Source organism: Rhizobium mesoamericanum STM3625, assembly GCF_000312665.1.
Taxonomy (GTDB): Bacteria; Pseudomonadota; Alphaproteobacteria; order Rhizobiales; family Rhizobiaceae; genus Rhizobium; species Rhizobium mesoamericanum.
Genome location: NZ_HF536772.1, coordinates 3,663,184 through 3,687,976, shown reverse-complemented (window position 1 = coordinate 3,687,976; position 24,793 = coordinate 3,663,184). Strand labels below are relative to the sequence as shown.

The 24,793-nt window shown below is 59.3% G+C and carries 16 protein-coding genes; 9 read left to right on the top strand and 7 right to left on the bottom strand.

Features of this window, described 5'->3' with window-relative positions; translation table 11 throughout:
- Window positions 1–4 precede the first annotated feature (4 nt).
- Window positions 5–931 (top strand): MurR/RpiR family transcriptional regulator, encoded by a 927-nt coding sequence (locus BN77_RS17950; protein ID WP_007534485.1) that lies wholly within the window; start codon window positions 5–7, stop codon window positions 929–931.
- Window positions 932–966: 35 nt separating this feature from the next.
- Here BN77_RS17950 and BN77_RS17945 read toward each other — a convergent pair whose 3' ends face one another.
- Both BN77_RS17945 and traA read right to left on the bottom strand, forming a co-directional pair.
- The gene (locus BN77_RS17945; RefSeq protein WP_007534484.1) at window positions 967–1,806 is read right to left on the bottom strand and encodes an SDR family NAD(P)-dependent oxidoreductase; all 840 of its coding nucleotides are present in this window, start codon (window positions 1,804–1,806) and stop codon (window positions 967–969) included.
- Between the two features lie 177 nt (window positions 1,807–1,983).
- Window positions 1,984–5,256 carry a Ti-type conjugative transfer relaxase TraA gene (traA, locus tag BN77_RS17940; RefSeq protein WP_007534482.1) on the bottom strand — a complete coding sequence of 1,091 codons (3,273 nt, stop codon included), beginning with the start codon at window positions 5,254–5,256 and terminating at the stop codon, window positions 1,984–1,986.
- 539 nt (window positions 5,257–5,795) lie between these two features.
- On the opposite strand from traA, the gene BN77_RS17930 reads away from it, so the two are divergent.
- Window positions 5,796–7,475 carry a type IV secretory system conjugative DNA transfer family protein gene (locus BN77_RS17930; RefSeq protein ID WP_007534478.1) on the top strand — a complete coding sequence of 560 codons (1,680 nt, stop codon included), beginning with the start codon at window positions 5,796–5,798 and terminating at the stop codon, window positions 7,473–7,475.
- A 212-nt stretch (window positions 7,476–7,687) separates the two neighbouring features.
- Window positions 7,688–8,701 (top strand): aldo/keto reductase, encoded by a 1,014-nt coding sequence (locus BN77_RS17925; protein WP_007534475.1) that lies wholly within the window; start codon window positions 7,688–7,690, stop codon window positions 8,699–8,701.
- 97 nt (window positions 8,702–8,798) lie between these two features.
- Here the strand turns inward: BN77_RS17925 and BN77_RS17920 are convergent, their stop codons facing one another.
- A complete protein-coding gene (locus BN77_RS17920) occupies window positions 8,799–10,022 on the bottom strand; it encodes a flavin monoamine oxidase family protein (RefSeq protein ID WP_040677369.1) in 1,224 nt (407 codons plus the stop codon).
- Window positions 10,023–10,121: 99 nt separating this feature from the next.
- Between BN77_RS17920 and BN77_RS17915 the strand changes: the two genes are divergently transcribed.
- From BN77_RS17915 to BN77_RS17905, 3 genes are all read left to right on the top strand, one after another.
- Window positions 10,122–11,651 (top strand): cation:proton antiporter, encoded by a 1,530-nt coding sequence (locus BN77_RS17915; protein WP_007534471.1) that lies wholly within the window; start codon window positions 10,122–10,124, stop codon window positions 11,649–11,651.
- A gap of 507 nt (window positions 11,652–12,158) precedes the next feature.
- Window positions 12,159–13,157 carry a 2-hydroxyacid dehydrogenase gene (locus BN77_RS17910; RefSeq protein ID WP_007534469.1) on the top strand — a complete coding sequence of 333 codons (999 nt, stop codon included), beginning with the start codon at window positions 12,159–12,161 and terminating at the stop codon, window positions 13,155–13,157.
- A gap of 253 nt (window positions 13,158–13,410) precedes the next feature.
- Window positions 13,411–15,918, top strand: a complete 2,508-nt coding sequence (locus tag BN77_RS17905) for a glycogen/starch/alpha-glucan phosphorylase (RefSeq protein ID WP_007534467.1) — start codon at window positions 13,411–13,413, stop codon at window positions 15,916–15,918.
- 264 nt (window positions 15,919–16,182) lie between these two features.
- Here BN77_RS17905 and BN77_RS17900 read toward each other — a convergent pair whose 3' ends face one another.
- From BN77_RS17900 to BN77_RS17885, 4 genes are all read right to left on the bottom strand, one after another.
- A complete protein-coding gene (locus tag BN77_RS17900; RefSeq protein ID WP_040677365.1) occupies window positions 16,183–17,490 on the bottom strand; it encodes an NtaA/DmoA family FMN-dependent monooxygenase in 1,308 nt (435 codons plus the stop codon).
- Window positions 17,487–18,740 carry an acyl-CoA dehydrogenase family protein gene (locus tag BN77_RS17895; RefSeq protein ID WP_007534461.1) on the bottom strand — a complete coding sequence of 418 codons (1,254 nt, stop codon included), beginning with the start codon at window positions 18,738–18,740 and terminating at the stop codon, window positions 17,487–17,489. Before BN77_RS17895 ends, BN77_RS17900 begins: the two co-directional genes overlap by 4 nt.
- A 92-nt stretch (window positions 18,741–18,832) precedes the next feature.
- Window positions 18,833–19,921 (bottom strand): rhodanese-like domain-containing protein, encoded by a 1,089-nt coding sequence (locus tag BN77_RS17890; RefSeq protein ID WP_007534459.1) that lies wholly within the window; start codon window positions 19,919–19,921, stop codon window positions 18,833–18,835.
- 17 nt (window positions 19,922–19,938) lie between these two features.
- The gene (locus tag BN77_RS17885) at window positions 19,939–21,537 is read right to left on the bottom strand and encodes an ABC transporter substrate-binding protein (RefSeq protein WP_007534457.1); all 1,599 of its coding nucleotides are present in this window, start codon (window positions 21,535–21,537) and stop codon (window positions 19,939–19,941) included.
- Between the two features lie 350 nt (window positions 21,538–21,887).
- Here BN77_RS17885 and BN77_RS17880 point away from each other — a divergent pair, with 350 nt between their 5' ends.
- The 3 genes from BN77_RS17880 to BN77_RS17870 are packed head-to-tail and all read left to right on the top strand — an operon-like array spanning window position 21,888 to window position 24,789.
- Window positions 21,888–23,066, top strand: coding sequence for an acyl-CoA dehydrogenase family protein (locus BN77_RS17880; RefSeq protein WP_007534455.1), 1,179 nt, complete (start codon window positions 21,888–21,890; stop codon window positions 23,064–23,066).
- A 12-nt stretch (window positions 23,067–23,078) separates the two neighbouring features.
- Window positions 23,079–24,437, top strand: coding sequence for an LLM class flavin-dependent oxidoreductase (locus BN77_RS17875; RefSeq protein WP_007534453.1), 1,359 nt, complete (start codon window positions 23,079–23,081; stop codon window positions 24,435–24,437).
- 10 nt (window positions 24,438–24,447) lie between these two features.
- Entirely contained in the window at window positions 24,448–24,789 is a 342-nt protein-coding gene (locus BN77_RS17870; protein WP_007534451.1) for a DUF3088 domain-containing protein, read from the top strand.
- Window positions 24,790–24,793 lie beyond the last annotated feature (4 nt).

Below are 24,793 nucleotides of genomic sequence, written 5' to 3'. Positions count from 1 at the left end.
ATGAATGATCACGATAAGCGCATTGAAAAGCTCCCCGCGTCCGAAAACACTTGAGGAGCTTCGAGCGCTGACGGTCGACATCAGACGCGGCAACACAGACCTTTCGCTGGGAGGCAAGGCGCTTGGAGTTCTCTCCCGGCTTGTCGATACGCCTGAACAGACGGCGGTCCGCACGATTTCCGAATTGGCCGAAGGGCTCGGCGTCAACCCATCCACGCTGACCCGACTCGCCAAGCGTCTAGGTTATGGCGGCTTTGGGGATCTTCAGGATATTTTCCGGGAAGCGATTTCCGACGACGGACGCTATTTCTACAGCCGCCAGGCTGGCCGGCTAATCTCGATCAAGGAGGAAGCCGACGAGGAAATCCATGTTTTCGAGAAGCTGGCGGCTGAATCGAAAGCCAATATTGACGGCTTTCTCGCGCAGCTAGACGGTCCCGAACTGCGGGCGGCGGCAGGCAGGCTCGCGCATGCGAGACGCGTGCGCGTTTACGGCGTGCGCCAGTTCCACGCTTTTGCGAGCTTTTTAACCTACGGGTTGGCTATGTTGAGAAACGATGTCGCTCTGCTCGATGCACCGCGCCTTGGTGAAGCGGAAGGACTTGCCCAGCTGGAGCCCGGCGATGTCCTTGTCGTCGCAAGTTGCGCGCCCTATACGCGCAATGTCGCGGAGGTCGCAGCCCTTGGCGCTCGCCGGGGGCTTGATGTTATCACTGTGACGGATACTCGATCTTCTCCCCTCGTCCCACCTGCCCAGCACGCATTTCTGGTCCCGCACGCAAGCAGCTTTTTCAGCAACAGCATGGGCGCCTACGTTGTCTTCTGCGAGGGCCTTCTTAACCTCGTTGCCCGCGCGCTCGCCGATTGCGCCATCGATGCGCTCGCCAAGCGCGAGGCTCTGATCCGGGATCTCCATATCGAAATCGATTAAGACACCCCTCGAACAGGATCAGTCTGCAGCAGCTCTCACAGCTTCGCTTGTTCGACCGCGCTAAAGCGCAACGCCCTACCGTCCGCAGCAACTATGGCGTCCATGTCCTCTGCGAGCGCATCGCGATCATCGATACCACGCAAGAGACGGCCGGCAAGGGTATCGAAACGTCCGGCGGCGATGTCGGCAATCAAGAGTGCAGCCCGCGACGGCTCGATGTCGACACCATCATCGAAGAGCTTCTGGATACCGGGTAGGTAGGTCTTCCCTGCCTCCGATGAAAGCTGCATTTCGGTCATCGCACTACGAACAAGACCGGGATCGACCGCGAACGCGCGCACCCCATGAATGACGGTCGTGTCGTTCAGGCATTCCGTAAGGCGCATGATGGCGGCTTTGCTGGACGCGTAGCCAGAGCCATGCGGAAAGCTGTTGCCCGTTCCACCACCAACGAGGTTTACGATCCGGCCCCTGCTCCGCGCCAACATCATAGGGGCCGCCGAGCGGCAAGCATTGAATGTGCCTCGCAGGTTGATCTCTACATCTCGCCACCACACAAGAGGGTCACAATCCCAAATCGGACCGAAGCCCTGAAACGACCCGTGATTATTGATCAAAATGTCGATCGCGCCCAATTGGGCGGCAATGCGAGTGAAGGCATTTTCAACCGCAGCAAGGTCTATCATGTCCGTCGAAATCGCGACCGCTTGCCCGCCCTCGCCCTCAATGAGCGAGACTGTTTCTTCAATCTCCGTCACCGTTCGTGCCAGCACAGCGACTTTCGCACCTTCCCTCGCTTGCTGCAGAGCGATCTCTCGACCTATTCCTCTGCCACCGCCAGTTACGACGGCGACTGTGTTCGAAAGGCGGGTCATTGTAACTCCATGTAGCATCGTTAGATTTCTATCTGGTTGAGGCACTATGTGTACGGCGTTGGCTGATGACAATGCCGCGCCGTATCTTTTTGGACTTCGCGCGAAGGACAATTGTCGTCCACGCGCTACCCCGCGCCGCGCGCGCGTGAGGGGATAGGCTTAAGCCTCTGAATTCATTTACGTTCCCAGTCCAAGCCCCTGACCACGAGTTAGCGAGCGCTTCAGCTCAAACTCCTGCGTCAGTTCCGCACGGTGGCTAAGATCGGCAAGACGGGCGACTTGCCTGATGTATCCTATGTCGCAGGTCTGACCAGGACTTGTGCGCTTCAGTTGTTCTGCGAGATCCGATGGATTGGCACGCGCGAACCGTTTTTCGATCGCCGTCGTAATGTCCTTCGCCTCGTCAAGAGCCTGGCGTCCCTCAAGGGTCGTCTTCATCTGTTCGACGAACCTCCCCCGCTCCGTAATCGATAACGTCTCGAGGTTCTGAAGCATTGCTTCGCTCTGTTTACTGAAACCGCGGATTTCGATGACGTCCCGCTTTTCGCGCTGCCACGTTTCGGAGTTGTACTCGGCGGCTAAACGGCGGTGCCAAGTCTTGCCGCAATGTTCGACGTGAAATGCGAGCGCGCTGGCCAGATTGATCGCCTGCCGGCGCTCGGCATTGTTTCCAAGTAAACCGGTCCTTCCAACCAGGGCGCCAAACTTTTCCGGCGTCGAGCTAAGTTGTTTCGCCAGCTCCGTTGGATCCGCGTTCCGATCAACGATACTCTTGCGAAGCTCCTCCATCACCGCCCGGGCGTTTGAGAAAATGCGCGGCGCCCATGATTTGGGGACTTCCCATTCACGTTCGAATGCCGGCGTTGCGTGCGAGCGCGCCGCCGCTTCGACGCTTGACTGATATGTCGCAATTGCAGGAACGAGCACTGGACGACGATCGTCGTCGTGTCGACCGCCGTGGCCGTTATTCAGGGAAACGCCAGGGGTCGGAGCCAACTGTTCATGGCGCTTTGGTTCGGCAACAGGATCACGTCGGCTGCCTGGATCCTCCCTCGTCGTCGCGACGGATGCTAACTCCAGCCGACTGTTGGTGCCGTGCAAGTCAAGGCCGCGCCGATTGGCAAAGGCGCGCGTATAGTCGAGTGTTGTCTCCTTTGCCCCTGACCGACCAAGGGTCTCCGTCAGAGATCGCATCGTCTTGAAATCATCCAGCCCTGCATAGAGCTTTACCTCATCGCGATGACGGGTCATCGCAACGTAAGTCAGATGCCGATCCATCGTCGTCGAAGCCAAAACGAAGCCTCGATCAACCGTGGTGCCCTGCGTTTTGTGAATGGTAGTTGCATAGCCATGGTCAAAGGCCTGGTAAGTCTTTACGGGAATGGTGACGTGGCGTTGCCCATCCGAGCCTCGTGTCTTGCCGTCCAGCCGAACTTGGATTGTGTCCGGCTCGACGGAGACGACTTCACCCAGCATGCCATTCTTGACGTTCAGATCACGGTCATTGGCAAGGAAAACGATGCGGTCGCCCGGGGCAAAGGCACGTGTGCCATCGTTGGTCTGATAGGTGAGCTCCCGGCCCAAATCATCCGAACCATCCATCCCCTTCGCCAGTTCGCCCTGCTCCTGCAGGACGGTGCGGATGCCGGCATTGATGGCGTGAACATCCTTGCGTCGGTGAGCCATTGCGATACGCGTTTTGTCAGGACTGCTGGCCCGATCCATGACGTAGTCCGCGACGATTGACTTCAGCGCCTCGCGACGATCGGCTTTGAAGTGGACATGTCCATGTGCCTGGTAGGCGGACAGCCCGGCTTTGGTGCGATGAGATGCAAAGTCGATCGATGCTTGTTTCTGCCAGTCTGCTCTCTGGCGGCGCACTTCCGACAGTTGCGCGTAGCCCACGGCTTCTACGATTGCCCGAAATGGCGCCCCCGCACCGATTGCCTGCAACTGTTCATCATCACCGACAAGAACGAGCTTGCCTCCGGCCTTTTTGATCTCTTCAACAAAGCGGGCGAGTTGCCGACTTCCGACCATTCCGGCCTCGTCGATGACGAAGACATCGCTGCGGTTCAGCCGGTTCCGGTCGGCCTGCCAGCTGTACTCCCAGGACGCCAGCGTGCGGCTCAAGATCCCGGACGATTGTTCCAGACCCTCGGCCGCTTTGCCCGACAAGGCAGCGCCGTGCACGCGATACCCTTGAGCTTCCCAGGCCTGTCGCGCAGCAGACAGCATCGAGCTCTTGCCAGCACCTGCAAAGCCGACCACCACTGCGATTTGTCTCGACCCGGTCACGTGTTCGATCGCCCACCGTTGCTGCGCAGACAAGCCCTGGCCTGGTGACGACCCATTGCCACTGATCGCTCTGTCCTGATCGGCGATCGCGGTTTCGACATGGCGCCTCAGGACACCATGTTTATCTCTGGCATTCATGGCAGCGACGTTGTCTGCAATCGCAGCCTCGATGGCGATCATCTCCGCCGTCGAGTAGCGTGCTTCGCCGGAGCGCCCGTGAACGTCAAGCTGTTCGGGTTGAAGTTCCACCAACGCCTTCGAAGCCATGACCGACGCAAATGCGTTCTGGAACGTCTGGGAATCGTTGATATAGCGGTGCAGAGCCTGGGCAATGTCAAAGCGGTCGAAGACGCTTTTCTCGTAGGTAATAAGCGTCAGTACCTGTTCGGGCTTGTTGCAGATAAGATCGGCATTGCGCCTCGCCGCAGCCTCGTCGAGCTTGGTTCGCAACACGGCGATACCCCGGCGCTCCAGCCGTGTCGCAAGAACACCCACGGGCTTGGTTGGCTTTATTTTCAGACCTCGCTCCCGAAGCGAGCGATGGTCGATGCGTATATCAAGGCCTGCGATCGCAAGATGCCTGTTAGCGAGATCCTCCCAGGCCTGACGCAGTTCCTTCAGCCGCCGGCGCGATGTCGGCATGTGGTTCGCAATGAGCCATTCGTTGTTTCGCTCGAGCTGGGTCTTCTCACTGAGACCCCGCTCCGATACCACGCGCGTGGTCATCATCACATGCGCGTGGGTGTTGCGAGCGTCGCCTCCGACATCCGCTCGATGGATGGCGAAGTCGACCGCTGCGCCATAACGCTCGGCGAGATTCCGGGCGAACTCTCGCGTCAACGCCAAACGCTGCTCAGCCGTCAGTTCATGCGGGAGCGCAATCCCGAATTCGCGGGCAACGCGCGCATCAATTCGTCTTTCCGCTCGCTCTGCGGCATTCCATAATGCCGAACGGTCCCGCGCCCAATCGGCATTGGCGCCATCCGGCAGAGCGATCTCGGTATGTTCGACGCCGCGCTTCCAAGTGAAGTCATAAGTCAGACCGTCGCGTTCGTTCGTCAGGCGCTCGGCAGCAATGTAGGCAGCGTGGACGACAGCACTGCCGCCGCTTCTGCGGGCGATCAATCTCATTTGGAAATAGTAGATCGCCAATGCGCCATCCTTCCTGCAGATCTGCGCTTCAGCACGCAGAGTTGCGTGAGCAGCAACCCTCGTGCCGCCATCGGCCTCGTCTCTTCGGGCCGGGGACCAAGCGGCGATAACTGCGACCAGCTTTCATTTTTCGATTGCTGGCATCTACTCGCAGAAGTGCGAGTTGCCGGAGCGAGCACGTTCGACCAGCCTCATAGCCACGCAACCTGCGGGCTGGCGGGCCGGGTGGCTCCGGTCAGGCGAATGCGCGAGAGGAGTGATCATTGTGATAGGCAAGGCAATCAGCCAACGGCTTGCAGAGCTTGGGGCGGGGAAGACGCTGCAGTTCCGTCTCAGCAAGCAGGAGCGCGCAATCGATACCCGCCGAAAGGTCCTGACCAGAGAGAATGGCAACCGCGCATCATCGTCGCGACCCCTCTCGAATGGCACCGATGCAAGTTGCCAAAGTACCCTGTTCGCAAGGGCGACTGGGAATCGTTCGATGACCTCCTGAAGCCAGGCTGCGATGACCCGGTCTCGAACCACGAGGGCACGCCTTTATGATCTATTCCCGTCAAATCAGAAACGCCGCCGCCAATATGATGCGCATGGCAGCCCGCGATCCACTATGGGCAGCCGTCGCACTTCTCACCCTTCCTCTTCGGACAGCAAAGCGATTTGCGATGGGCGCGGCAGCTTACGCGATCACGGTCATGATTGCCGCCTTCATCATTCAGTATGTCGTCGAAAGCTTGGGGGCCGTGAAAGGCGATCTCATCTGGATCATCGGCAATTGGGTGTTCTCCGCCTTTGCGATCATCCTGCTCATCAGGATGTTGTCGGCCCCTCTGATCCTGCACTTCGGATCGGCAAGCGAGGACAGCCACGGATCCGCCCGCTTCGCCGACAAACGTGAAATCGCACCACTCGTTCGCTCACGCAGCGGCCTGCTCATTGGCCGTGATCTGCGCACCGGAAAGCTGCTTAGGTATGGGGGGGCGGCGCACCTTCTAACAATGGCGCCGACCAGAAGTGGCAAGGGCGTCGGGACGATCATCCCAAACCTCCTCATGGCCGACCGCTCTGTTATCTGCATCGATCCGAAGGGCGAAAATGCAATGATCGCCGGTGAAGCCAGATCGCGCTTCGGACCGGTCCACATCCTCGATCCTTTTGGTGCAACGTCCTTGTCGTCCGCTGCATTCAACCCGCTCGACAACCTGGATCCTGAAAGCGTGGATGTCGCTGAAGACGCCGCGACCCTCGCTGATGCGCTGGTGTTTGATGAGCCGGGCCATTCGGGGGACGCGCATTGGAACGAAGAGGCCAAGGCACTGATCGCCGGTTTGCTTCTTCACTCCCTCGCAGCAGAGCCAAGCGGCGGGCCCACTCTCTCGACGCTACGGCACTATCTTACAATGCCACCTGAGGCATTCCATTCCCTGCTTCACGAAATGCAGGCGAGCGATCAGGTCAATGGCTTGATTGCGCGGGCTGCCAATCGTCATCTTGGCAAATCGGATCGCGAGGCAAGCGGCGTTCTGTCGGCGGCACAGCGCCATACGCACTTCCTCGACAGTCCACGCATGACGAAGGTACTTGCCGGTTCAGATTTTCGCTTTGCGGATCTAAAGGCGGGTAAGGCAACGGTGTTTCTGGTGCTGCCGCCGGATCGACTTGCGGTCTATTCCAGATGGCTTCGTTTGCTGATCACCCAGAGCCTGATCGACATGGCAAGAACGGCGTCCTCGGCGGCGCAATCTGAGCCGCCCGTCCTCTATCTGCTCGACGAGTTTGCAGCGCTTGGTTACCTTGCCCCCGTCGAAAGAGCGATGGGATTGATGGCGGGCTATGGCGTGCAGCTCTGGCCCATCCTACAAGACGTCCATCAACTGCGCGCGACCTACGGGCACCACGCTGGTACATTTTTATCGAATGCTGGTGTACTTCAGGTATTCGGCGTCAATGATCACGAGGGTGCCCGCCTTGTTTCCGACCTCCTCGGTCAGGAGACCGTGATTTTCAAAACAGAGGCACGCGCGCTCGATTCGGAAAAGACCGGCCTTTCCTTCGCCGAGCAGCATGTCGGACGTCCCCTCCTGACGCCCGACGAAGTTCGCAATCTGCCTGCGTCCCATGAACTTCTGTTTGTCGCGGGTCAGCGGCCGATCATCGCCCGGAAACTTCGATACTTTGCCGATCCGGAATTTGCTTTGTTGTTCAATCGGGCGAAGGCGTGATCCCGCCCGATATACCTAACGTGAATCAGTCGGTCCCGATCGATTCGGAAAAGTCGTTGGAAGCCTCGGACAAAAACACCGCGATTGTTCCGCCATGACCGTACAGCCCCACATATCCTTCCAACCCTTGCCGGCAACCCGTGGTGCCCCACCTCCTCTATCTCTTCATCAACCCGTGCTTGATCCACGCAAACAAGACGAAAGGATAAGATATGACTCTCAAGGATATTTTGCCGAGCAAGCTCGGTTTTGGCGCAGCCCCGCTCGGCAACATGTTCCGTGAGATTCCGGAGGAAGAGGCGCTGGCAACGGTCGAGGCCGCCTGGAATGATGGCATTCGCTATTACGACAATGCACCGTTCTATGGCGCCGGCCTCGCCGAGATCCGCATGGGCGAGGCGCTTGCGAGTAAGCCGCGCGACCAATATGTGATCAGCACCAAGGTTGGCCGGGTCATCCTCGACGAGATCGAGGATGTCAGCGCCCGAAACCTCGGTGAGAAGAGCGATGTCTTCAAATACGGCCGCCCCAACAAGATCGTCAACGACTACTCGGAAGACGCCACCCTACGCTCGATCGAGGACAGCCTGAAGCGGCTGAACACTGATCACATCGAGATCGCCTTTGTCCATGACGTCGCCCAGGATTTCTACGGCGACGAGTGGCTCAGTGTTTTCGAGAGCGCGCGCAAGGGCGCCTTCAAAGCGCTCGACCGGTTGCGAGACGAAGGCGTAATCAAGGCCTGGGGGCTCGGCGTCAATCGTGTCGAGCCGATCGAACTGCTGCTCGCGCTGGAGGGCCCGCGCCCGGACGGCTTCCTGCTCGCCGGCCGCTACACATTGCTCGACCATGACCGTGCCCTTCAGCGCGTCATGCCAAAAGTTGCCGAACGTGGACTCCGTATCGTTGTCGGCGGCCCTTACAGTTCCGGCGCGCTGGTGGGCGGCCCCAACTTCGAGTATGCCCCGGCAACACCTGCAATCCTCGACAGGGTGGCACGGATTAAGGCAATCGCCGATCGCCAAGGCGTGAGCATGAAGGCGGCTGGGCTGCAATTCTCCCTCGGCCATCCGGCGGTCGCAGCCGTCATTCCCGGTGCGAGCAAGCCGGAGCGCATCGCGGAGGACCGCGCAGCTCTTGCAGAGATGATCCCGGCCGATTTCTGGCGCGAGATTCGTCAGGCCGGCCTGGTCAATCCGGACGCGCCACTGCCTGTCGCGGACTGAAGACGTGAGATTGATCAAGAGCCTCCTTCATTCAGTGAAGGGTATCTGCAAAGTGTATGGCCTCCGCGAGGTCCATGCCGTTTGATCAAAGGCTCACTTAGTGGCGAAGATCGAGGAACTCCCCGGCTGCTCGTCGTCCGCTTTCCCACGCACCGTGGGCGGTGGAGAAATCCGTCTCGCATGTCCCCTCACCAGCGAAGAATATTCGCCCCTCAATGGGCCGGGCGAGTGTTTGCCTTTCAGCAGCTTGTCCCGGTAGCGCATGGCTGTAGGAGCCCAGTATGTAATCGGTATGTCGCCAGGACGAGGCGGCCAAGGGGCGCAGATGGCCGCGTATTCGGCTTCCCAGCAGGGACGACAACTGTTCCAAGCCGTATGCAAATGCGTCGAGCAGCCCACCACTCTCCAAGGAAAACGCACCCGAACCGCCAAAAAAACCTTCGACGAGAGGCCTACCTAGCGGTCGAATGTAGTAGCTACCAGTCTTGGTGTCATCTGGGTTGCCGAGGAGGTGCGTCTCGGCCTCCAGTCCATGCTCGCCATGAAGCTCGAAAAACAGCTTATCGGCCAGACCAAGCGGCAGCCGGGCGGCAGCCTGGATGTGGTCGTCGGCTTGAGGATCGAATGCAATGACTTCGCTGGCGAGGACCGCTGTTGAAACCGTCACAATGGCCGCCCGTGCTTTCACATGGCCCCCATCGGTGTACAGTTCGACACCGTTCGCAGTGATTGCGACTCGACGGACTGGGCAAGACAAATATAACGGAACTTGAGGCAGAGAACTCGCTAGGAGTTTGCCATATCCCTCGCGCACGCGCCAATTTGAGTCGCTTGCGGCGATGTCATATCGAGTAAAGTCCTCCGCCGAAAGGCCTTCGAGATCCACGCCATTCAGATAACCGCTCAACGATTGGCAGAATGCGTTCCAACGACCATTCGGCTCCAGGGAGTCCGCGGCGCAATCGCTTTGCGGCGGCGTCTCGCGTAAGCGCTTCGTCAAAGTCTTCCACGCATCAAATGCGGCAATCCTGTCCGCGGCGGGGAAACCTAGATCCCGCCACTGCTGCTGCCAGGCTGTTCGGCCTTCAACGAGCTTGAAATCGTTTTCGCGCGCGATCGCAATTAGAGGATTGCGTTCTGCCGAATGCAGCCACCCGCATCCGATATCGAGTGGTAATCCTTTCATTTCTACTGTCCAGGCCCGACCGCCAACCCGACTGCTTGCCTCAAGGAGAATGACACCCCGGCCAGCAGCCTGCAAAGCGCGGGCCGCGGATATTCCAGCTGCTCCTGCTCCGATAATCGCAACGTCGCAATCCATAAAAATACCCTGCCAAGCTGGCCTGTTGTTTGTGGAAAAATGCGGTAACAGACTATCAAGAACGGCTTCGACAGGCTCGAAAAATTGCTACTATTCCTCATGAGCTTTTTCGAAACCCTCGTCGCACTTCTTGCCGTGGCCGTGCTTTTGCTGCAGGTCACACGCCGTCTGAATCTGCCCTACCCCGGGATACTGGCGGCCGCGGGCGTAGCCGTCGCGATGCTGCCAGGCGCTCCGACCATTCCAATCGATCCGCACACCGCTCTCGCACTGTTCATAGCGCCCGTCCTCCTCGACTCGGCATATGATTTTCCTTTGAGCGCCGCGAAGCGGATGCTAGTGCCCATCCTTGTCTACTCGGTCGTTGCCGTCCTGTTCACCACCGGAGTCGTCGTTTGCATCGGCGTCTTGACTGTCGGACTTCCAATCGCGGTCGCAGTGACCCTGGGTGCGATTGTCGCACCTCCGGACGCGGCCGCAGCCACCGCGGTAATGGCAAACCTTCCCGTCGACCGCCGTGTTGACACTTTGTTGAAAGGCGAGAGCCTGTTCAACGATGCGACCGCTCTCCTGCTATTTAGCGCAGCTCTAACAGTGCAGACCGGTGGCGGGGTCAGTGCCCCGGTAGTGGCGCAGATCGCAATCGCCGCTCCGGGTGGCATACTGTTTGGCCTCGCTTTCGGAGTGCTGCTTTCGCGACTTCGGCCAGTGGCCGACAACACCGTGGGCGGCACCCTGCTCCAGTTCGTATACGCGTTCGCGACTTGGCTGATTGCCGAGCGCCTGCACCTCTCGGCTGTCCTGGCAACGGTCTCCGGTGCGATGACCCTCGCCACGCTCGCAACCGTCAACGACTCCCCGCGAATGCGAGTTCATTCATTCGCAGTCTGGACGACAATCGTCTTTCTCTTAAACGTGGTGGCATTCTTGCTGATGGGGCTGCAGGCCCGTAGTATCCTGACAGCAATGTCGTCTCTGGAGTTCGAGCGAGCGCTGGCGTTCGCCACCATCATCGTTGTCGGTGTCATCACGTCTCGTCTGGCAATTGCCTTCGTCTTTCACTGGATCGTCATTCACTATCATCGACGTGGCGGTTTTCTGGCCCCCTTTCAGCACAGCGAGACTCTGCTCGTCGGATGGGCAGGCATGAGAGGCCTTGTAACGCTCGCTACCGCATTCGTTTTGCCGGCCGACTTTCCGGAACGAGATCTTGTCGTGCTGACAGCGTTCGCGGTTGTCCTCGCCACGCTGATAATCCAGGGTGCGACGCTGGCTCCCATGATCCATTTTTTCAGGTTAGGACGGCAGGACCTTTTCCGGCAGGAAGTTGACGATGCCAGGAGATCCCTTGCGGAGGCGGCCGTGGTGCGGTTGAAGAACGAGATGGGGCCGGAAGCCGAACAATTGCGGCGGGTCTTCTCCCTCAGCGCCGATGATCCGGCTAGTCCATCGGTCATGCGACGCCGTGAGTTATCGCTTGCAGTTACTCTTGCTCAACGGGAGAAGCTCGAAGAGCTCAGGGATTCCGATCTTATTGGGCCGACGCAGTATCTCGAACTGCAGGAAGATCTCGACTGGCAGCAATTGGCTGCCGAAAGCGAGAAGCGCAGGCGCATTACCGAAAGCTGACGCTACGGCCGAGGCGTTGGCATTGCTAGGCTATGCTACGGGCTAGTCGCACATGTTCCAACGCTACGGCCGACGACCATGAGGATGATTTTTTAGAAGACAAGACTTCGATAAATTAAGCGGGTCTTCACGAACATTCCAGGGTGGAGACCTTGATCGCAGCTAGCTCGCACCCCTCAACCGAGCGATGAGCCTCCCGCTTTTGGTAATTCCGCACGCAGCAGTTTACGCCGCCGATAGAGGCTACGTGATGCTACGGGCGTCATCACGCAGGAAATGCTAGCATCTAGTCTCGAATACTCCATGCTTTGGCGATAGTTGGAAGGCCTGCATGTTACTCGTATCCCCTTGCTTTGCGCCGTCTGGCGAGCGGCCGACATTGGATGACCGCTCCATCCACTTCCCTGACGACGAAGATGCTGGTTGCGCCCACACGCGAGCATTCTGGCAAGCCCATGCTGTTCATTATGGGCAAGCGCAGTCTCAAGGACGCCGATAGGATTACCGATGAGAATAGCAGTCTTCAGTGCTCATACCTATGACAAGGATTTCTTCGACGAAGCAAATCGACGCGAACCGGCGCCTTTCGACCTGATTTACCAGGAAGCCAGTTTGTCCTTGCAGACGGTAGCCTTTGCGCAGGGCTGTGACGCCATATGCGTCTTCGTCAACGACGTTGTGAATGCGTCCGTGCTTGAGGGTTTGCACAAGCTCGGTGTGAAGGGCGTCTTTCTTCGATGCGCAGGCTTCAACAATGTCGATATCGATGCGGCCCAAAAGCTTGGTATCCTCGTCGCCCGCGTGCCTGCCTATGCGCCGGAGGCCGTCGCGGAACACACGATAGCGCTGATCATGACGCTTAACCGGCATACACATCGCGCCTATAACCGCGTTCGGGAAGGCAATTTCATGCTCAACGGCCTTTTGGGTATGACCCTTCACGGAAAGACGGTCGGCATCATTGGTACCGGCAAGATCGGACTCGCTGTCGCGAGGATCTTGAACGGTTTTGGTTGCCGTGTTCTTGGGTTCGATCCAATGCCTTCCACCGAATTTACAGCCATAGGCGAAATGGTGGACCTGGATAGCCTGCTGGCACGGTCTGACATCGTCACGCTCCATTGCCCGCTCTTTGAAGGCAACCGACACCTAATCGACAGACACAAACTGGGTTTGATGAAACCTGGCGCGATGCTGATCAATACGTCCCGCGGAGCGCTAATCGATACGCGCGCGGTCATTCTGGCATTGAAGTCCCGTCGCTTGGGTGCTCTTGGTATCGATGTTTATGAAGAGGAGAACGAGCTTTTCTTTCATGATCGGTCGTCCGATATCATTGATGACGATGTCTTTCAGCGGCTGATGACTTTTCCCAATGTCCTGGTGACGGGGCATCAGGGCTTTTTTACCACCGATGCCTTGCGCGAGATTGCAGACGTGACGTTTCAGAACCTGAATTGCCTGGCCAATGGGACAAGCTGTCCGAACGCCGTTATGAACGCATGAAGTCTTCCTTCCGGCGCTATATCCGAAATCGAGCAAGCCAGAAATGCCGATGTCATTGCGGGTTTTATGACAAGTACGCCTTCACACTGCTGGTCAACGAGGCGCACTAAAGAACACCAAGATCGATGGTCGTGTTTTATGAGACTGAGATGGTAGAATGCCTTCGCAAGCCCAACTCATTTTTGCCTGCAGCGCAGCGATAATTTGTAAAACCCAATCCCGAGATCGTGACCGTTAGGTTTGGAGGTATGGAATGGAGGAGAACCAGAAAACACCAACCCACCGTCCTGAGCCGGATGTGGCGAATTCCATACCACCGCAGTATGACTGCGGTTGCTTGTTCAGCGGCAGCGACAACGCGCTCTACGAACGTCATCTCCTTTTCGACAACGTGCTTGCGTCAAGCGAGATAGGAAACCGCGAGCGGTATGAGGCAGTCGCCCACTCTGTTCGGGATATTCTTTCCCAGCGCTGGGAAAAGACAGAAGAGATCTATGATCGGGAGAACCCGAAGCTTATTGGCTATCTCTCCATGGAGTTCTTGATCGGCCGCTCCCTCAGCAACAACATTGTCAACCTGGGGCTTGACCGTCTTGCCAGACGATTTTTTCATGAACATCAACTGGACGAATTGGCCCTGCTTTCAGAAGAGCCGGACGCCGGGCTCGGCAATGGCGGTCTTGGGCGCCTGGCAGCATGCTTTCTAGAATCCATGGCGACGATGCAATTGCCTGGAATGGGCTATGGATTGCGCTATGAGTACGGGATGTTCAAACAGTCGATTGTCGATGGCTGGCAACGCGAGCAACCGGACAATTGGTTGCGCAGACCCGATCCCTGGGAAGTCGCCCGACCTCACCTGGCGGTGCCGGTCGAGCTTGGATGTTCGTTCGAAGTGCGTGAGGGAAGCCTAAGAGCCATCGCCGGAGTGCCTTCAAGCTTGCTCGGGATCCCTTACGACAGACCCGTCGTCGGTTATGGCGGAAAAAACATCAACACGTTGCGGCTTTGGGCTTCCGCAACACCTCATGTATTCGACTTCCAGGAATTCAGTGCCGGCGACTTTGTCGGCGCACTGGCCGAGCGGCTAACCGCAGAAACGGTAACACGCGTTCTTTATCCGGACGATTCCACAAGCATGGGCCAGGGTCTTCGTTTCGTGCAGGAATATTTTCTTGTAGCGTGCTCGCTGGCCGACCTGGTTCGACGTTTCCAAAAAAACAACAGCAGTTGGGACGACCTGCCGGAAAAGGTGGCTATTCAGCTCAATGACACCCATCCAAGCCTCGCCGTTGCGGAGCTCATGCGCATCCTCCTGGATGTGGCAAAACTTGACTGGGAGCGTTCATGGGACATCACCAAAAGGACGCTTGCCTACACAAACCACACGCTCCTTCCGGAGGCGTTGGAGAAGTGGCCGCTGCGCTGGTTCGAGTTGATGCTTCCCCGGCATCTGCAAATCATCCTGGAAATCGATCGCCGCTTGGGCGAAGAGGTGCAAACCCGCTGGCCGGGCGACAATGGCCGCATCGAGCGCATAGCCATTGTCGAGCAAGGCAGTCACCTGGTCAGGATGGCGCACCTTGCAATAGCCGGCTCCCACAGTACTAACGGTGTCGCAGAGATACACTCCAATCTGCTCCGAAACGTCACCGTGAGCGACCTCGCAGAACTCTATCCCGACCGTTTCAACAACAAGACAAACGGGGTCACCCCACGCCGCTGGCTGTTGCTCTCAAATCCCGGTCTTGCCGAATGTATTTCTGAGGCTATCGGCGACCGCTGGAAAACAGACGCGACGGACCTCAAACATCTGAAATCACTTGCCGATGACAGCGGGTTCACTTCCGCAGTCCAAACAGCAAAACGTAGGGCTAAGGTCCGTTTCGCCGATTGGCTCAAGGCGCAGGCGGGTATCCAAGTCGATCCTGACACGATTTTCGATAGCCAAGTGAAGCGCATCCACGAATACAAGCGGCAATTCCTAAATGGACTACGGATCGTCGCTCTGTACCATCGGCTGCGGCAAAACCCCGATCTCGATACGCCGCCACGCACCTTCTTCTTCGCAGGAAAGGCGGCGCCCGCCTACCACGCGGCCAAACTGATTATAAAGTTCTTGAACAATCTTGCCGCCACGATTGACGGCGATCCATTGGTGCGCGGCCGCCTTCGGGTAGTATTTTTGCCCGATTATTGCGTGTCACTCGCCGAGCAGCTTATTCCTGCTAGCGACGTATCCAACCAGATATCAACGGCCGGATACGAGGCAAGTGGCACCAGCAACATGAAGTTCATGATGAACGGAGCCTTGACAATCGGCACGCGTGACGGCGCAACTATCGAAATGGCCGAGGCCGCCGGCGAGGAGAATTTTTTCCTATTCGGGCTAACCGCAGACCAAGTTGCCAAGAGCCGTGGCTGGTATAGCCCCGGCTGGCACTATGAGCATGAGGCCGAGATACGAGCTGTCCTTGATATGATCTTCTCAGGCGAATTTTCGCGAAATGAGCCGGCAGTCACCGACGCGATGCGCAACATACTTCTCCTTGGCGGCGACACCTACATGCATCTGGCCGATTTCACCTCCTACATGGAGGCAGATTCCCGCCTTCAATCACTCTACCGCGAACCGGAAGCGTGGCACCGCAAGGCGATCCTGAATATCGCGGCTTCAGGAAGGTTCTCTAGCGATCGCACCATCGGTGAATATGCCCGCGACATCTGGGAGGTAAGACCATGTCCGGTGCCATCGAATTAGTGGAGGGACGTTAGCAACGGTGGAAGATCCAGTTGATCTCTGTCGGCTCGTACGTGGGAACAACACTCTACGCCCCGGTTATTGGCTGCCGGCGAACTTCGCCTCGGCTGCTGAGCGCGACCGGGATCTTCCCCCTGCTCTAATTCGGGCTCAGGATCGCCACGCTGGTTGGCGACATCACCGAACGGGCCTCGGCGATGCCGGGCGCGCCGATTGATGAGAGCGACCTCATTTCTGCTAGCCGAAACCAGGCCATAACCAACTTCATGCCGGATAGGAGAACCCATACCGGTCGCGTATCGTCCGCCCCTCGTATTGGCGCGGATATACGTTCCGATCCTGAAGGATCGGGATGACTTTATCGACGAACTCGATGATATCATCCGGCGCCCGAGGCGGTTGCAGCGTATAGCCATCTACCGTGCCGTCTTCCCACAGGTCGATCATCTCGTCGGCCACCTCTTGCGCCGTGCCAAGCAGAAGCCGGTGGTGACCTTCGGAACGGCGCACCGCCTGACGCGCCGTCAGCTTCTCATGCTGCAACAGGTCGGAAAGCCCAAGCCCCATCCCCACGGCCTGCTGCCTGTTTTGGTCGGGCACGAAACGTTCGTAGTCCAGCACGGCATCAGGATCGAAACCGTCACGGTCCAATCCATGCTCGCGCACGAAACGTTCCAGCAGACCGTCTTCCGATCCCGTCCCACTGTAGAGTTCATGCTTGCGCAGCGCCTCCTTGCGGGATTCCCCCAAAATGACCACAAGGCCAGGGACGATGCGGATACCAGATGGATCCCTGCCGAGCGAAACGGCCCTCTCCCGAACCTTGTTGCCGAAGGCTTTCCCTGCCGGTTTGGAAAGGATGTTGCAGTAGATGATTTCGCCATGCCGTGCCGCAAGATCGATGCCGCCATCCGATGCGCCGGCCTGGGCGATGACGGGATGGCCCTGCGGGCCGCGTGGCACATTGAGCGGACCGCGCACCTGAAAGAAGGCGCCGTCGTGATCGACGGCAGCGGCGCTGGTGCTATCCCAGAAGCGGTCCGACGGAACTTCGCTCTCACGGCGCGGATCCCAGCTCGACCACAGCTTCTTCGCCAGGTCGAGGAATTCGATCGCGCGGGCATAGCGCTCGTTGCGCGGCGGAAGCGCTGCACTGCCGAAGTTGGCAGCGACATTGGGATTGAACGACGAGACGATATTGACAATCAGGCGCCCACCCGAAACGATATCGAGCGACTGGACCCGCCGCGCGAAGTTATAGGGTGAATTGTAGGTGGAGGAGACCGTAACGACAAAGCCGATATCTGGCACCTGCGCAGCCAATGCCGTGCATAGGATCAGCGGATCGATCGTATGGAATGGACGCCCCAGCGGTTCCGTCATCAGCGCCGGATGGTCGGAAAAGAACACGGCGTCGAACAGCCCCTTGTGGGCGATTTCCGCCAGGTGCCGATAATAGGCGGGATCGTTGATATCATGGCGATCTCCGCTTCGGTATTTCCATGCATTCGCGAGATAGCCGGTGGAATTTAGCCCAACATTGAGGTTCATGCGACGTTTTTGAATACTCATGCACCAGTCCGTTCTGCCTGCTCTTGTTTTGCGACACCCACGCCCGCCTGCGGGCCTGGGATCGTGCCGTTGACAGCGAAATCGCCGACGATGCGATCGTGGTAGATGCGCGGATTATGCGACGCGATCGTGCGGGCGTTGCGCCAATGGCGGTCAAGACCGTGGGCGCGCTTGGCGGCTGATGCTCCGAGCGCATCAAACAGCACCGTGCTGGCATCGAGGATCAGCGAGGTGACGACCGTGACGGACTGGCTGACCTCAAGCTCGGCATTGCGGCCGGCCAGCGCAATCTGCTTCTCATCACCACTCTGATTGGCCTCGCAGGCGCGCTGCAGCGCCCGTGCCGCCTGAAGCACGATCGCGCCGGCGCTATAGGCGGCGCCCCTCACTTTGCCCACTACCTGCTGGACCTGCGCATCCTGGGCCGATCGCAATGCATTGCCGCGGCTGTAGACCCTCTTCCTTGCTGCCACATGCCGCGCCAGATCGTTGGCCGCAGCGCGACCGATGCCGGCGAGCGAGGCGAGATGGACCAGCTGGAAGAACCCGCCGGAATAGCTGAAGCGCACCGCGCTTGGCTTGATCAGCTCGTCGGCAATTTCGACATCCTGGAAGCGTGCCGTACCGCTGGCTGTCAGCGATTGGCCAAAGCCGTCCCAATCGTCGATGATCTCGACACCGGGCGCCGAAGTCGGCACCAGCGCGCCGATCGGTTGCCCGTCGCCATCGATCGCGCCGAGCGTGATCCAGTCCGCATACAGCGAGCCAGTCGTGTAGAATTTTTCGCCATCGAGGCGCCAGTTGGCGCCGTTGCGGACGAGACGCGTCGAATAACTGCCGAGCGGCGTGTCGCCAAGTTCGGAAAACCCGCTTCCGACCGTCTCACCCTGCCCCAGCCTATTCAGCCAACTATCACGCCAGGCGCTCTCAGGTGCGTTCAGCAGATCCTCCGTGAAACCGAAGTGGCTGCGATAGGCGTTGGTGAGGTTCGGATCGGCCGCAGCCAGCTCGATGATAAGGCCGAAAAGCTCAGGCAGGGTCACGCCGAAACCGCCTTGGGCGACCGGCAACCGCAATCGCGAAAAGCCTGAGGTCTTTAGCCACTCATAGGCCTCGAACGGCAATTCATGAGCAAGATCGCGGTCGACCGCACGCTCGCCTATACGGGCGAACACGGGCCTGAAGGTCTCCGCCAGACGCTCGAAGCGCTCGCTCGGCGGTGCGCCCCACACCCCATTGATATCAGTCATGGTGTTGCTTCCTGTTGACAGCCGCAATACCGCCGGCCGAGGACGGCGGTATCAGGAACTCGGTTCTCCTTCAGTCAAGGACAGGGCGCGCTTTAAGCGGCTGCCCGTTCCTGTGCCTGAAAATCGTGAAGCAGGATCGCGATTTCGAAACCGCGGCGGGCAAGCCAGTGGGCAACGATGCGGGCACGCGAACCCAGGAGATCGTCGACAAGGACAACGCGGGCGCCACGCACGGCGATCGTCCTGTAGGACACGCCGAGCAGCTGCCCGCCCTCAGAGGAAATCGACCCCGGAAGATGGGAAGAAACAAACTCTTCCGGGGTGCGAACATCAAGGAGATAGGTCGTGCGCGCCGGATCTGCGTTCCATCTCTCGGCAGTCTGCCGATCGATGAATGTCAGGTCGTCCTTCACAGAAAGGCTCTCGCCGCGCTCGCGTGCGAAGCGGCGCGCCTCTTCCGTTGCCTCACCGTAGGATGCGGTGCGCCCAGTCTCCAGTTCGAAACCCGCATCCGTCCAGCCACGTGTGCCGTCATCGAGATAGGAGACGGCATTGGCAACGCCTGCATCGATCAGCGTCTGGGCGCCGAGAATGGCGCGTGGCAAGCCGGCGCAGGAAACGACGACCTTCGTCTCCGTGGAGGGGACGAGGTCCTTGAAGCGCAGCAGCAATTCGGCACCGGGTACGGCTACGGCGCCCGGCACATGCGCCTTTTCGTATTCGGCGAGGGTGCGCGTATCAAGGACAACGACATCCTGTCCCTGATCACGCCATGCCTTCAATTCGACCGCCGAGACGACGGGCGTCCCTCTCTCGTCGCGAACCTTTGTGACGAAAGGAACCCCGGGAATATCGAAGGTCGGAAGCGTCTCTGTGCCACCCTCAATCCAGGCCGGTATCCCACCCTTCAGGAAATGTATGTCCGTCCAGCCTGCCTGCGCCAGTCGAGCTGCTGCCGCCTCGGCTGCGCCACCGCCTCCATCGACGAGAACGGTGCGCACGACACGACGCGGCACGAAGCGGTCGACCTCGGTTTCCAGTCGTTCGACGGGCAGGTTCGTCGCAATAAGCGGCGAGGCGTAGCCGACGTCCTCGGTCGGGCGGATATCGAGCACCGCCAGTTCCAGCCCGTCGCCCAGCCAATCAACCAGTGTTGCCTTGTCTATCGTATATTTCGTCATGTCGCTGCTCCTCGATATCAAGCGTTCGGATCGAGCCACAGGTCGCCAAAACTCCAGTTGAGCCCCTGCGATCCGGTGACGTAGTTCTTGACCCGCTTGTTGGCGACGATCTGGGCGCCCGCGGCAACGAGGTCGACAGACGCCACCTCGTCGTGGATGAAATGCTGGAACTTGCTCCAGATCTCCCAGCGCTTTTTCGCGTCCGGCTCGATGGCCGCCGCTTCGAGCAGCGCGTCCGCCTTTTCGTTCGAGTAGTGGCTGGCATTCGAGAACGGCAAGCCGATCTTGAAGTTCTTGCTCCAATAGGCGCGCTGTATGCCGAGCGACGGATCGAAGGTGTTGGAAAGCGACTCCACGACCAGGTCAAAGGCGCGATCGGTGTAGACGGTCTTCAGATAGGTCGGCAGGTCGTATTTCTTGATCTCGATCCCGACACCGACCTTTTCCAGCTGGCTTTTCAGGACGTCGGCATAGCCTTGCGGCAGGTAGGAATTATAGGTCAGCCGGAGATCGAACCGCTTGCCGTCGGCCCTGCGCGGATAGCCGGCCTCATCGAGCAGCTTTTCGGCCGCAGCCGTATCATAGGGATGCGCCACGACGGTTTTGTCGTACCACTGTGGCAGAGCGGTACTGACCGGGCTCGGGGAAGCCTGCCCGTAGCCATAGAGCGCAACGTCGACGATCTCCTGAAGGTTGATCGCCTGAGCGATCGCGAGCCTGACCTCGCGCTTGGCAAAGAGCGGGTTGTCGTAGTTGAAGAAGAGCTGCTGCTGCGGGCCCGAATATGCATAGGTCGTCGTGTCGACGATAAGATTGGGGATCTGCTTCAGCCGGTCGAGATCGGCAAGCGGAACCGGATTGTCGCCGATGTCGGCTTCACCGGTCTCAAGCGCCGCAGACCGGGCGGCCGGGTCGGTGACGACGCGCAGGATGATCCGGTCGAGATAAGGCTTGCCTGCATCCCAATAATCGCGGTTTCGCTCGAAGATCAGGTGGCTGCCGGCCACCCACTCCGTCAGCTTGAAGGGGCCGGTCCCGATCGCGGTCTGCAGCGTCTGACCGTCGCCGGGTGCCAGCTTCTCAAAGATGTGCTTCGGAACAATCGGCGACTCCGAGCTCGACTGCGCCGAGAGCAGGAAGGGAGCCGGCTTCGACAACACGATAACGGCGGTGAGCGGATCCGGCGTCTCGACCGCCACCACGTTCTGGTAGGTGATGCGGCCGCGCGGATGCGCTTCCTTCAGCCTGAGGATCGAGAAGGCGACGTCGTCGGAGGTGAAGTCCACCCCGTCATGCCATTTCACACCCTTGCGCAGCTTGAAGGTGTAGCGAAGATTGTCATCCGAAACAGACCATTCCGTTGCCAGCAAGGGCTGCGGCCTGACGTCGAGATCGAAGGTCAGCAATCCCTCGACGATCTTCGGGCCGATCGCCTGGCCGGTACCCGACGACGTGTTGATGGCAAAGAGAGCATTGCCCGGGTCCACCCGGTAGAGCCAGTTCAAGGTGCCACCGGCCGTTGGCGCGGCGCCTTGTCCAAAGGAGATCGACGGGAAGAAGGTGCTGGCGCTTGCAAGCAATATCAGCTGGTTGAAACTGCGACGGTTGATGGACACGCGAAGAGCTCCTCTTTGGTTGGGATTGTGGTCCGCTAAAGGGGAGCTTCAGGGCTGTATCCGAAAAGGCGAAGTCAAAGTTTCTTCGCGATCGGGAAAGAATAATTGCGTCCGAACGATTGTTCGTAGGTAACGCGACGCGAAGGAACAGCTGCTCAATTTCCGGGCTCTGACAGGATGATGTTTCCGCTGATGAGCACGCCGACGAAACGCTAAAATCGGGCGCACCGGCGAAAGAATTTCTTTTCGTGAAATCAAACAGATATTTCTGGACTTGAATGGCCGGCCAGCCAACCGTTGACGACAAATGCCGGGGCAGGTCCCCTTCACCATCATTCCCGGGAGGCGAAATGCCGTTCGCAACAGATGCTGATGACACGCTTCTGGCAAAGGCCGCCGAGCTGCGCCAGGCGTTTCACCTCGATGCCGTCGAGAGAGACAAACAGGGCGGCAGGCCCGTCGAACAGATCAGGAGGCTCCTGAAGGAAAGCGGACTGGCATCCGCGCAGATCGCCAGAAAGTACGGCGGTCAAGGCGCCTCATGGCTCACGATCCTGCGCATCGTCAGGGAGTTCGCCAAGACGGACGGATCGCTTGCCCATCTCTTCGGCTATCACCATCTGCCCCTCAACCTCATCCTGTTTCGCGGCTCGGCTGCACAGAAGGAAAAGTGGCTGATCGGTACGGCGGCCGGCAACTGGATCTGGAGCAATTCCGGAAACGCCTTGTCGAAGACGTCGAGCGGCGAAAGAACGGCGACGGGGTGGATCATCAATGGCAGCCGCCCTTACTCCTCCGGCTCGCACATCGCCGACTATATCCAGATCTCCTGGGAAAACGATGGCGCGCGACTGACCGCAGCCGTCCCCGCCGACCGCGACGGCATCGTCATCGAGAACGACTGGGACGGCATAGGCCAGCGGCAGACCGGAAGCGGCACCGTGCGCTTCGTTAACCTTGAGATCTACAACGACGAGCTGATCAGCTCGCCCGACGTGCCGCTGACGCCCTATTCCTCACTCACATCGCTGCTTCAGCAGAGCGTCCTCCTCAACGTCTTCGTCGGCAGTGCGCAAGGCATACTGGAAGAAGGCCGCGCCTACACGACGACGAGTTCGCGGCCCTGGATCTACTCCGGTGTCGAGCGGCACATCGACGATCCCTGGATCAAGCGCCAGTATGGCGACCTCTATATCAACACGCTCGCGGCAACCGAGCTCGCGGACAAGGCGGCCCGCAGCCTTGACGCGGCCTACGCTCAAGGCCCCTCGCTGACCGCCGCGGAACGCGGCGCGGCCGCGATCGATATCGCGACCGCCAATGTCTACGCCGGCGAGGTCGGGCTGGCCGTTTCCAGCGACGTCTTCGAGGTCATGGGCGCCCGTTCGGCCACCACCGCCAACGGCTTCGACCGCTTCTGGCGCAATGTCAGGACTCACACTCTACACAATCCCGCCGAGTACAAGAAGCGCACCGTCGGCACATGGCTGCTGACAGGCGAATTCCCCGTGCCGGCCATCTATCGCTGAAAGGAACCCGCAGTGGCGAAACGCAAGGACAAGATCAAGCTCGGCGCATTTCTGCTCTTTACCGGGCACCATGTCGCCGCATGGCGTCACCCAAAGGCTTCCGTCGGCACTGAGTTCGAGAACTATGTGGAACTCGCCAAACTGGCCGAAGTGGCGAAGTTCGATACGATTTTCTTTGCCGATGGCGTTGCCGCGCGCATCAAGGATGTCGAGGCGGCAAGCCGCAAGGCCCATAGCGGCGTCTATCCCTTCGAGCCGATCACGCTACTGTCTGCGCTGTCATCCGTCACCCGCAACATCGGGCTGATTGCCACCGCCTCCACCAGCTACTCCGATCCCTACAATCTCGCCCGGCAGTTCGCTTCGCTCGACCGGCTGAGCGGCGGTCGGGCCGGCTGGAATCTGGTGACCTCCTCCGATCCCGACGCGGCCTTCAACTTCGGCCATGAGGCGCAGATCCTCCATTCCGACCGCTATGAACGGGCGGAGGAATTCGCCGATGTCGTGCTCGGCCTTTGGGACAGCTGGGATGACGATGCTTTCCTTCGAGACCGCGAAAGCGGCCGGTACTTCGACCCTTCCAAGTTGCATCGCCTCGATCACAGCGGAAAGCATTTCAAGGTGCGCGGTCCGCTCAACATTCCGCGCTCGCCGCAGGGCCGCCCGGTCGTCGTCCAGGCCGGCGCCTCAGAGCCCGGCAAGGAGCTTGCAGCCCGCACCGCCGAAGCCATCTTCGCCGCCCAGATCACGCTCGAGGAAGCGACCGGCTTCTACGCCGACGTCAAGGGACGGCTTGCCAAATACGGCCGCTCGCATGACGACCTGAAGATCCTGCCCGGCATTTTCCCTGTCATTGGCCGCACGCGGTCGGAAGCAGAGGAAAAGTTCGAATCTTTGCAGGAGCTCATCCAGCCCGAGGTCGGCCTGAACCTGATTTCGCAGCTGTCGGGTGTCGACCTCAGGGATTATCCGCTCGATGGCCCGGTACCCGAAAATCCGCCCGCGACGAATGCCGGCAAGAGCCGGCAGGCGCTGGTTCTGGACCTTGCGCGGCGTGAGAACCTGACGATCAGGCAGCTCTATCTTCGCATTGCCGGCGCGCGCGGCCATTGGCAGGTCGTCGGCACGCCGGACGATATCGCCGATGCGCTGGAAGAGCGCTTCGAGAACTACGGCGCCGACGGCTTCAACATCATGTCGCCGATCATGCCCGGCGGCCTGTCCGATTTCATCGAGCTCGTGATTCCAAAGTTGCGCCGACGCGGTCTCTTCCGCCACGAATACGAAGGTACGACGTTGCGTGAGAATCTTGGCCTCAAGCGCCCCGAAAACAGCCTTGCCGCCAATCGCAATGCGGTCGCGGCCGAGTAAGGAAAAAGACATGAGCCGCGATACGCTTTTTCTCATCGCCCCCGGGTTCTTAGACCCGAAACAGCCCGGCCAGATCTTCGTCTGCCCCCATTGCAACGCGATCGAGGGACTGCTTGCGAGCTTTCCGGAGCTTGCCAGCAGGCTCGACGTGCACCGCGTTCCCTTTCCCCGTCCGCGCACGCGCGTGATCGAGGCTGTAGGAGAGGAAAACCAGTCATTGCCGGTGCTGGTGCTTGCCTCCAACCCGCCGCCCGATGCCGCAGACTGGAAAGGCAAGCGCTTCGTTTCCAAGACCAGTCGCATTCTCGAGCTGCTTGCCGAGCGGCATGGTTTTCCGCGACTTCACGACTGACGGA

Coding starts and splice junctions, on each gene's coding strand:
- BN77_RS17950 (WP_007534485.1), top strand. CDS start 5: ATGATCACGATAAGCGCATTGAAAAGCTCCCCGCGTCCGAAAACACTT.
- BN77_RS17945 (WP_007534484.1), bottom strand. CDS start 1,806: ATGACCCGCCTTTCGAACACAGTCGCCGTCGTAACTGGCGGTGGCAGA.
- BN77_RS17930 (WP_007534478.1), top strand. CDS start 5,796: ATGATCTATTCCCGTCAAATCAGAAACGCCGCCGCCAATATGATGCGC.
- BN77_RS17925 (WP_007534475.1), top strand. CDS start 7,688: ATGACTCTCAAGGATATTTTGCCGAGCAAGCTCGGTTTTGGCGCAGCC.
- BN77_RS17920 (WP_040677369.1), bottom strand. CDS start 10,022: ATGGATTGCGACGTTGCGATTATCGGAGCAGGAGCAGCTGGAATATCC.
- BN77_RS17915 (WP_007534471.1), top strand. CDS start 10,122: ATGAGCTTTTTCGAAACCCTCGTCGCACTTCTTGCCGTGGCCGTGCTT.
- BN77_RS17910 (WP_007534469.1), top strand. CDS start 12,159: ATGAGAATAGCAGTCTTCAGTGCTCATACCTATGACAAGGATTTCTTC.
- BN77_RS17905 (WP_007534467.1), top strand. CDS start 13,411: ATGGAGGAGAACCAGAAAACACCAACCCACCGTCCTGAGCCGGATGTG.
- BN77_RS17900 (WP_040677365.1), bottom strand. CDS start 17,490: ATGAGTATTCAAAAACGTCGCATGAACCTCAATGTTGGGCTAAATTCC.
- BN77_RS17895 (WP_007534461.1), bottom strand. CDS start 18,740: ATGACTGATATCAATGGGGTGTGGGGCGCACCGCCGAGCGAGCGCTTC.
- BN77_RS17890 (WP_007534459.1), bottom strand. CDS start 19,921: ATGACGAAATATACGATAGACAAGGCAACACTGGTTGATTGGCTGGGC.
- BN77_RS17880 (WP_007534455.1), top strand. CDS start 21,888: ATGCCGTTCGCAACAGATGCTGATGACACGCTTCTGGCAAAGGCCGCC.
- BN77_RS17870 (WP_007534451.1), top strand. CDS start 24,448: ATGAGCCGCGATACGCTTTTTCTCATCGCCCCCGGGTTCTTAGACCCG.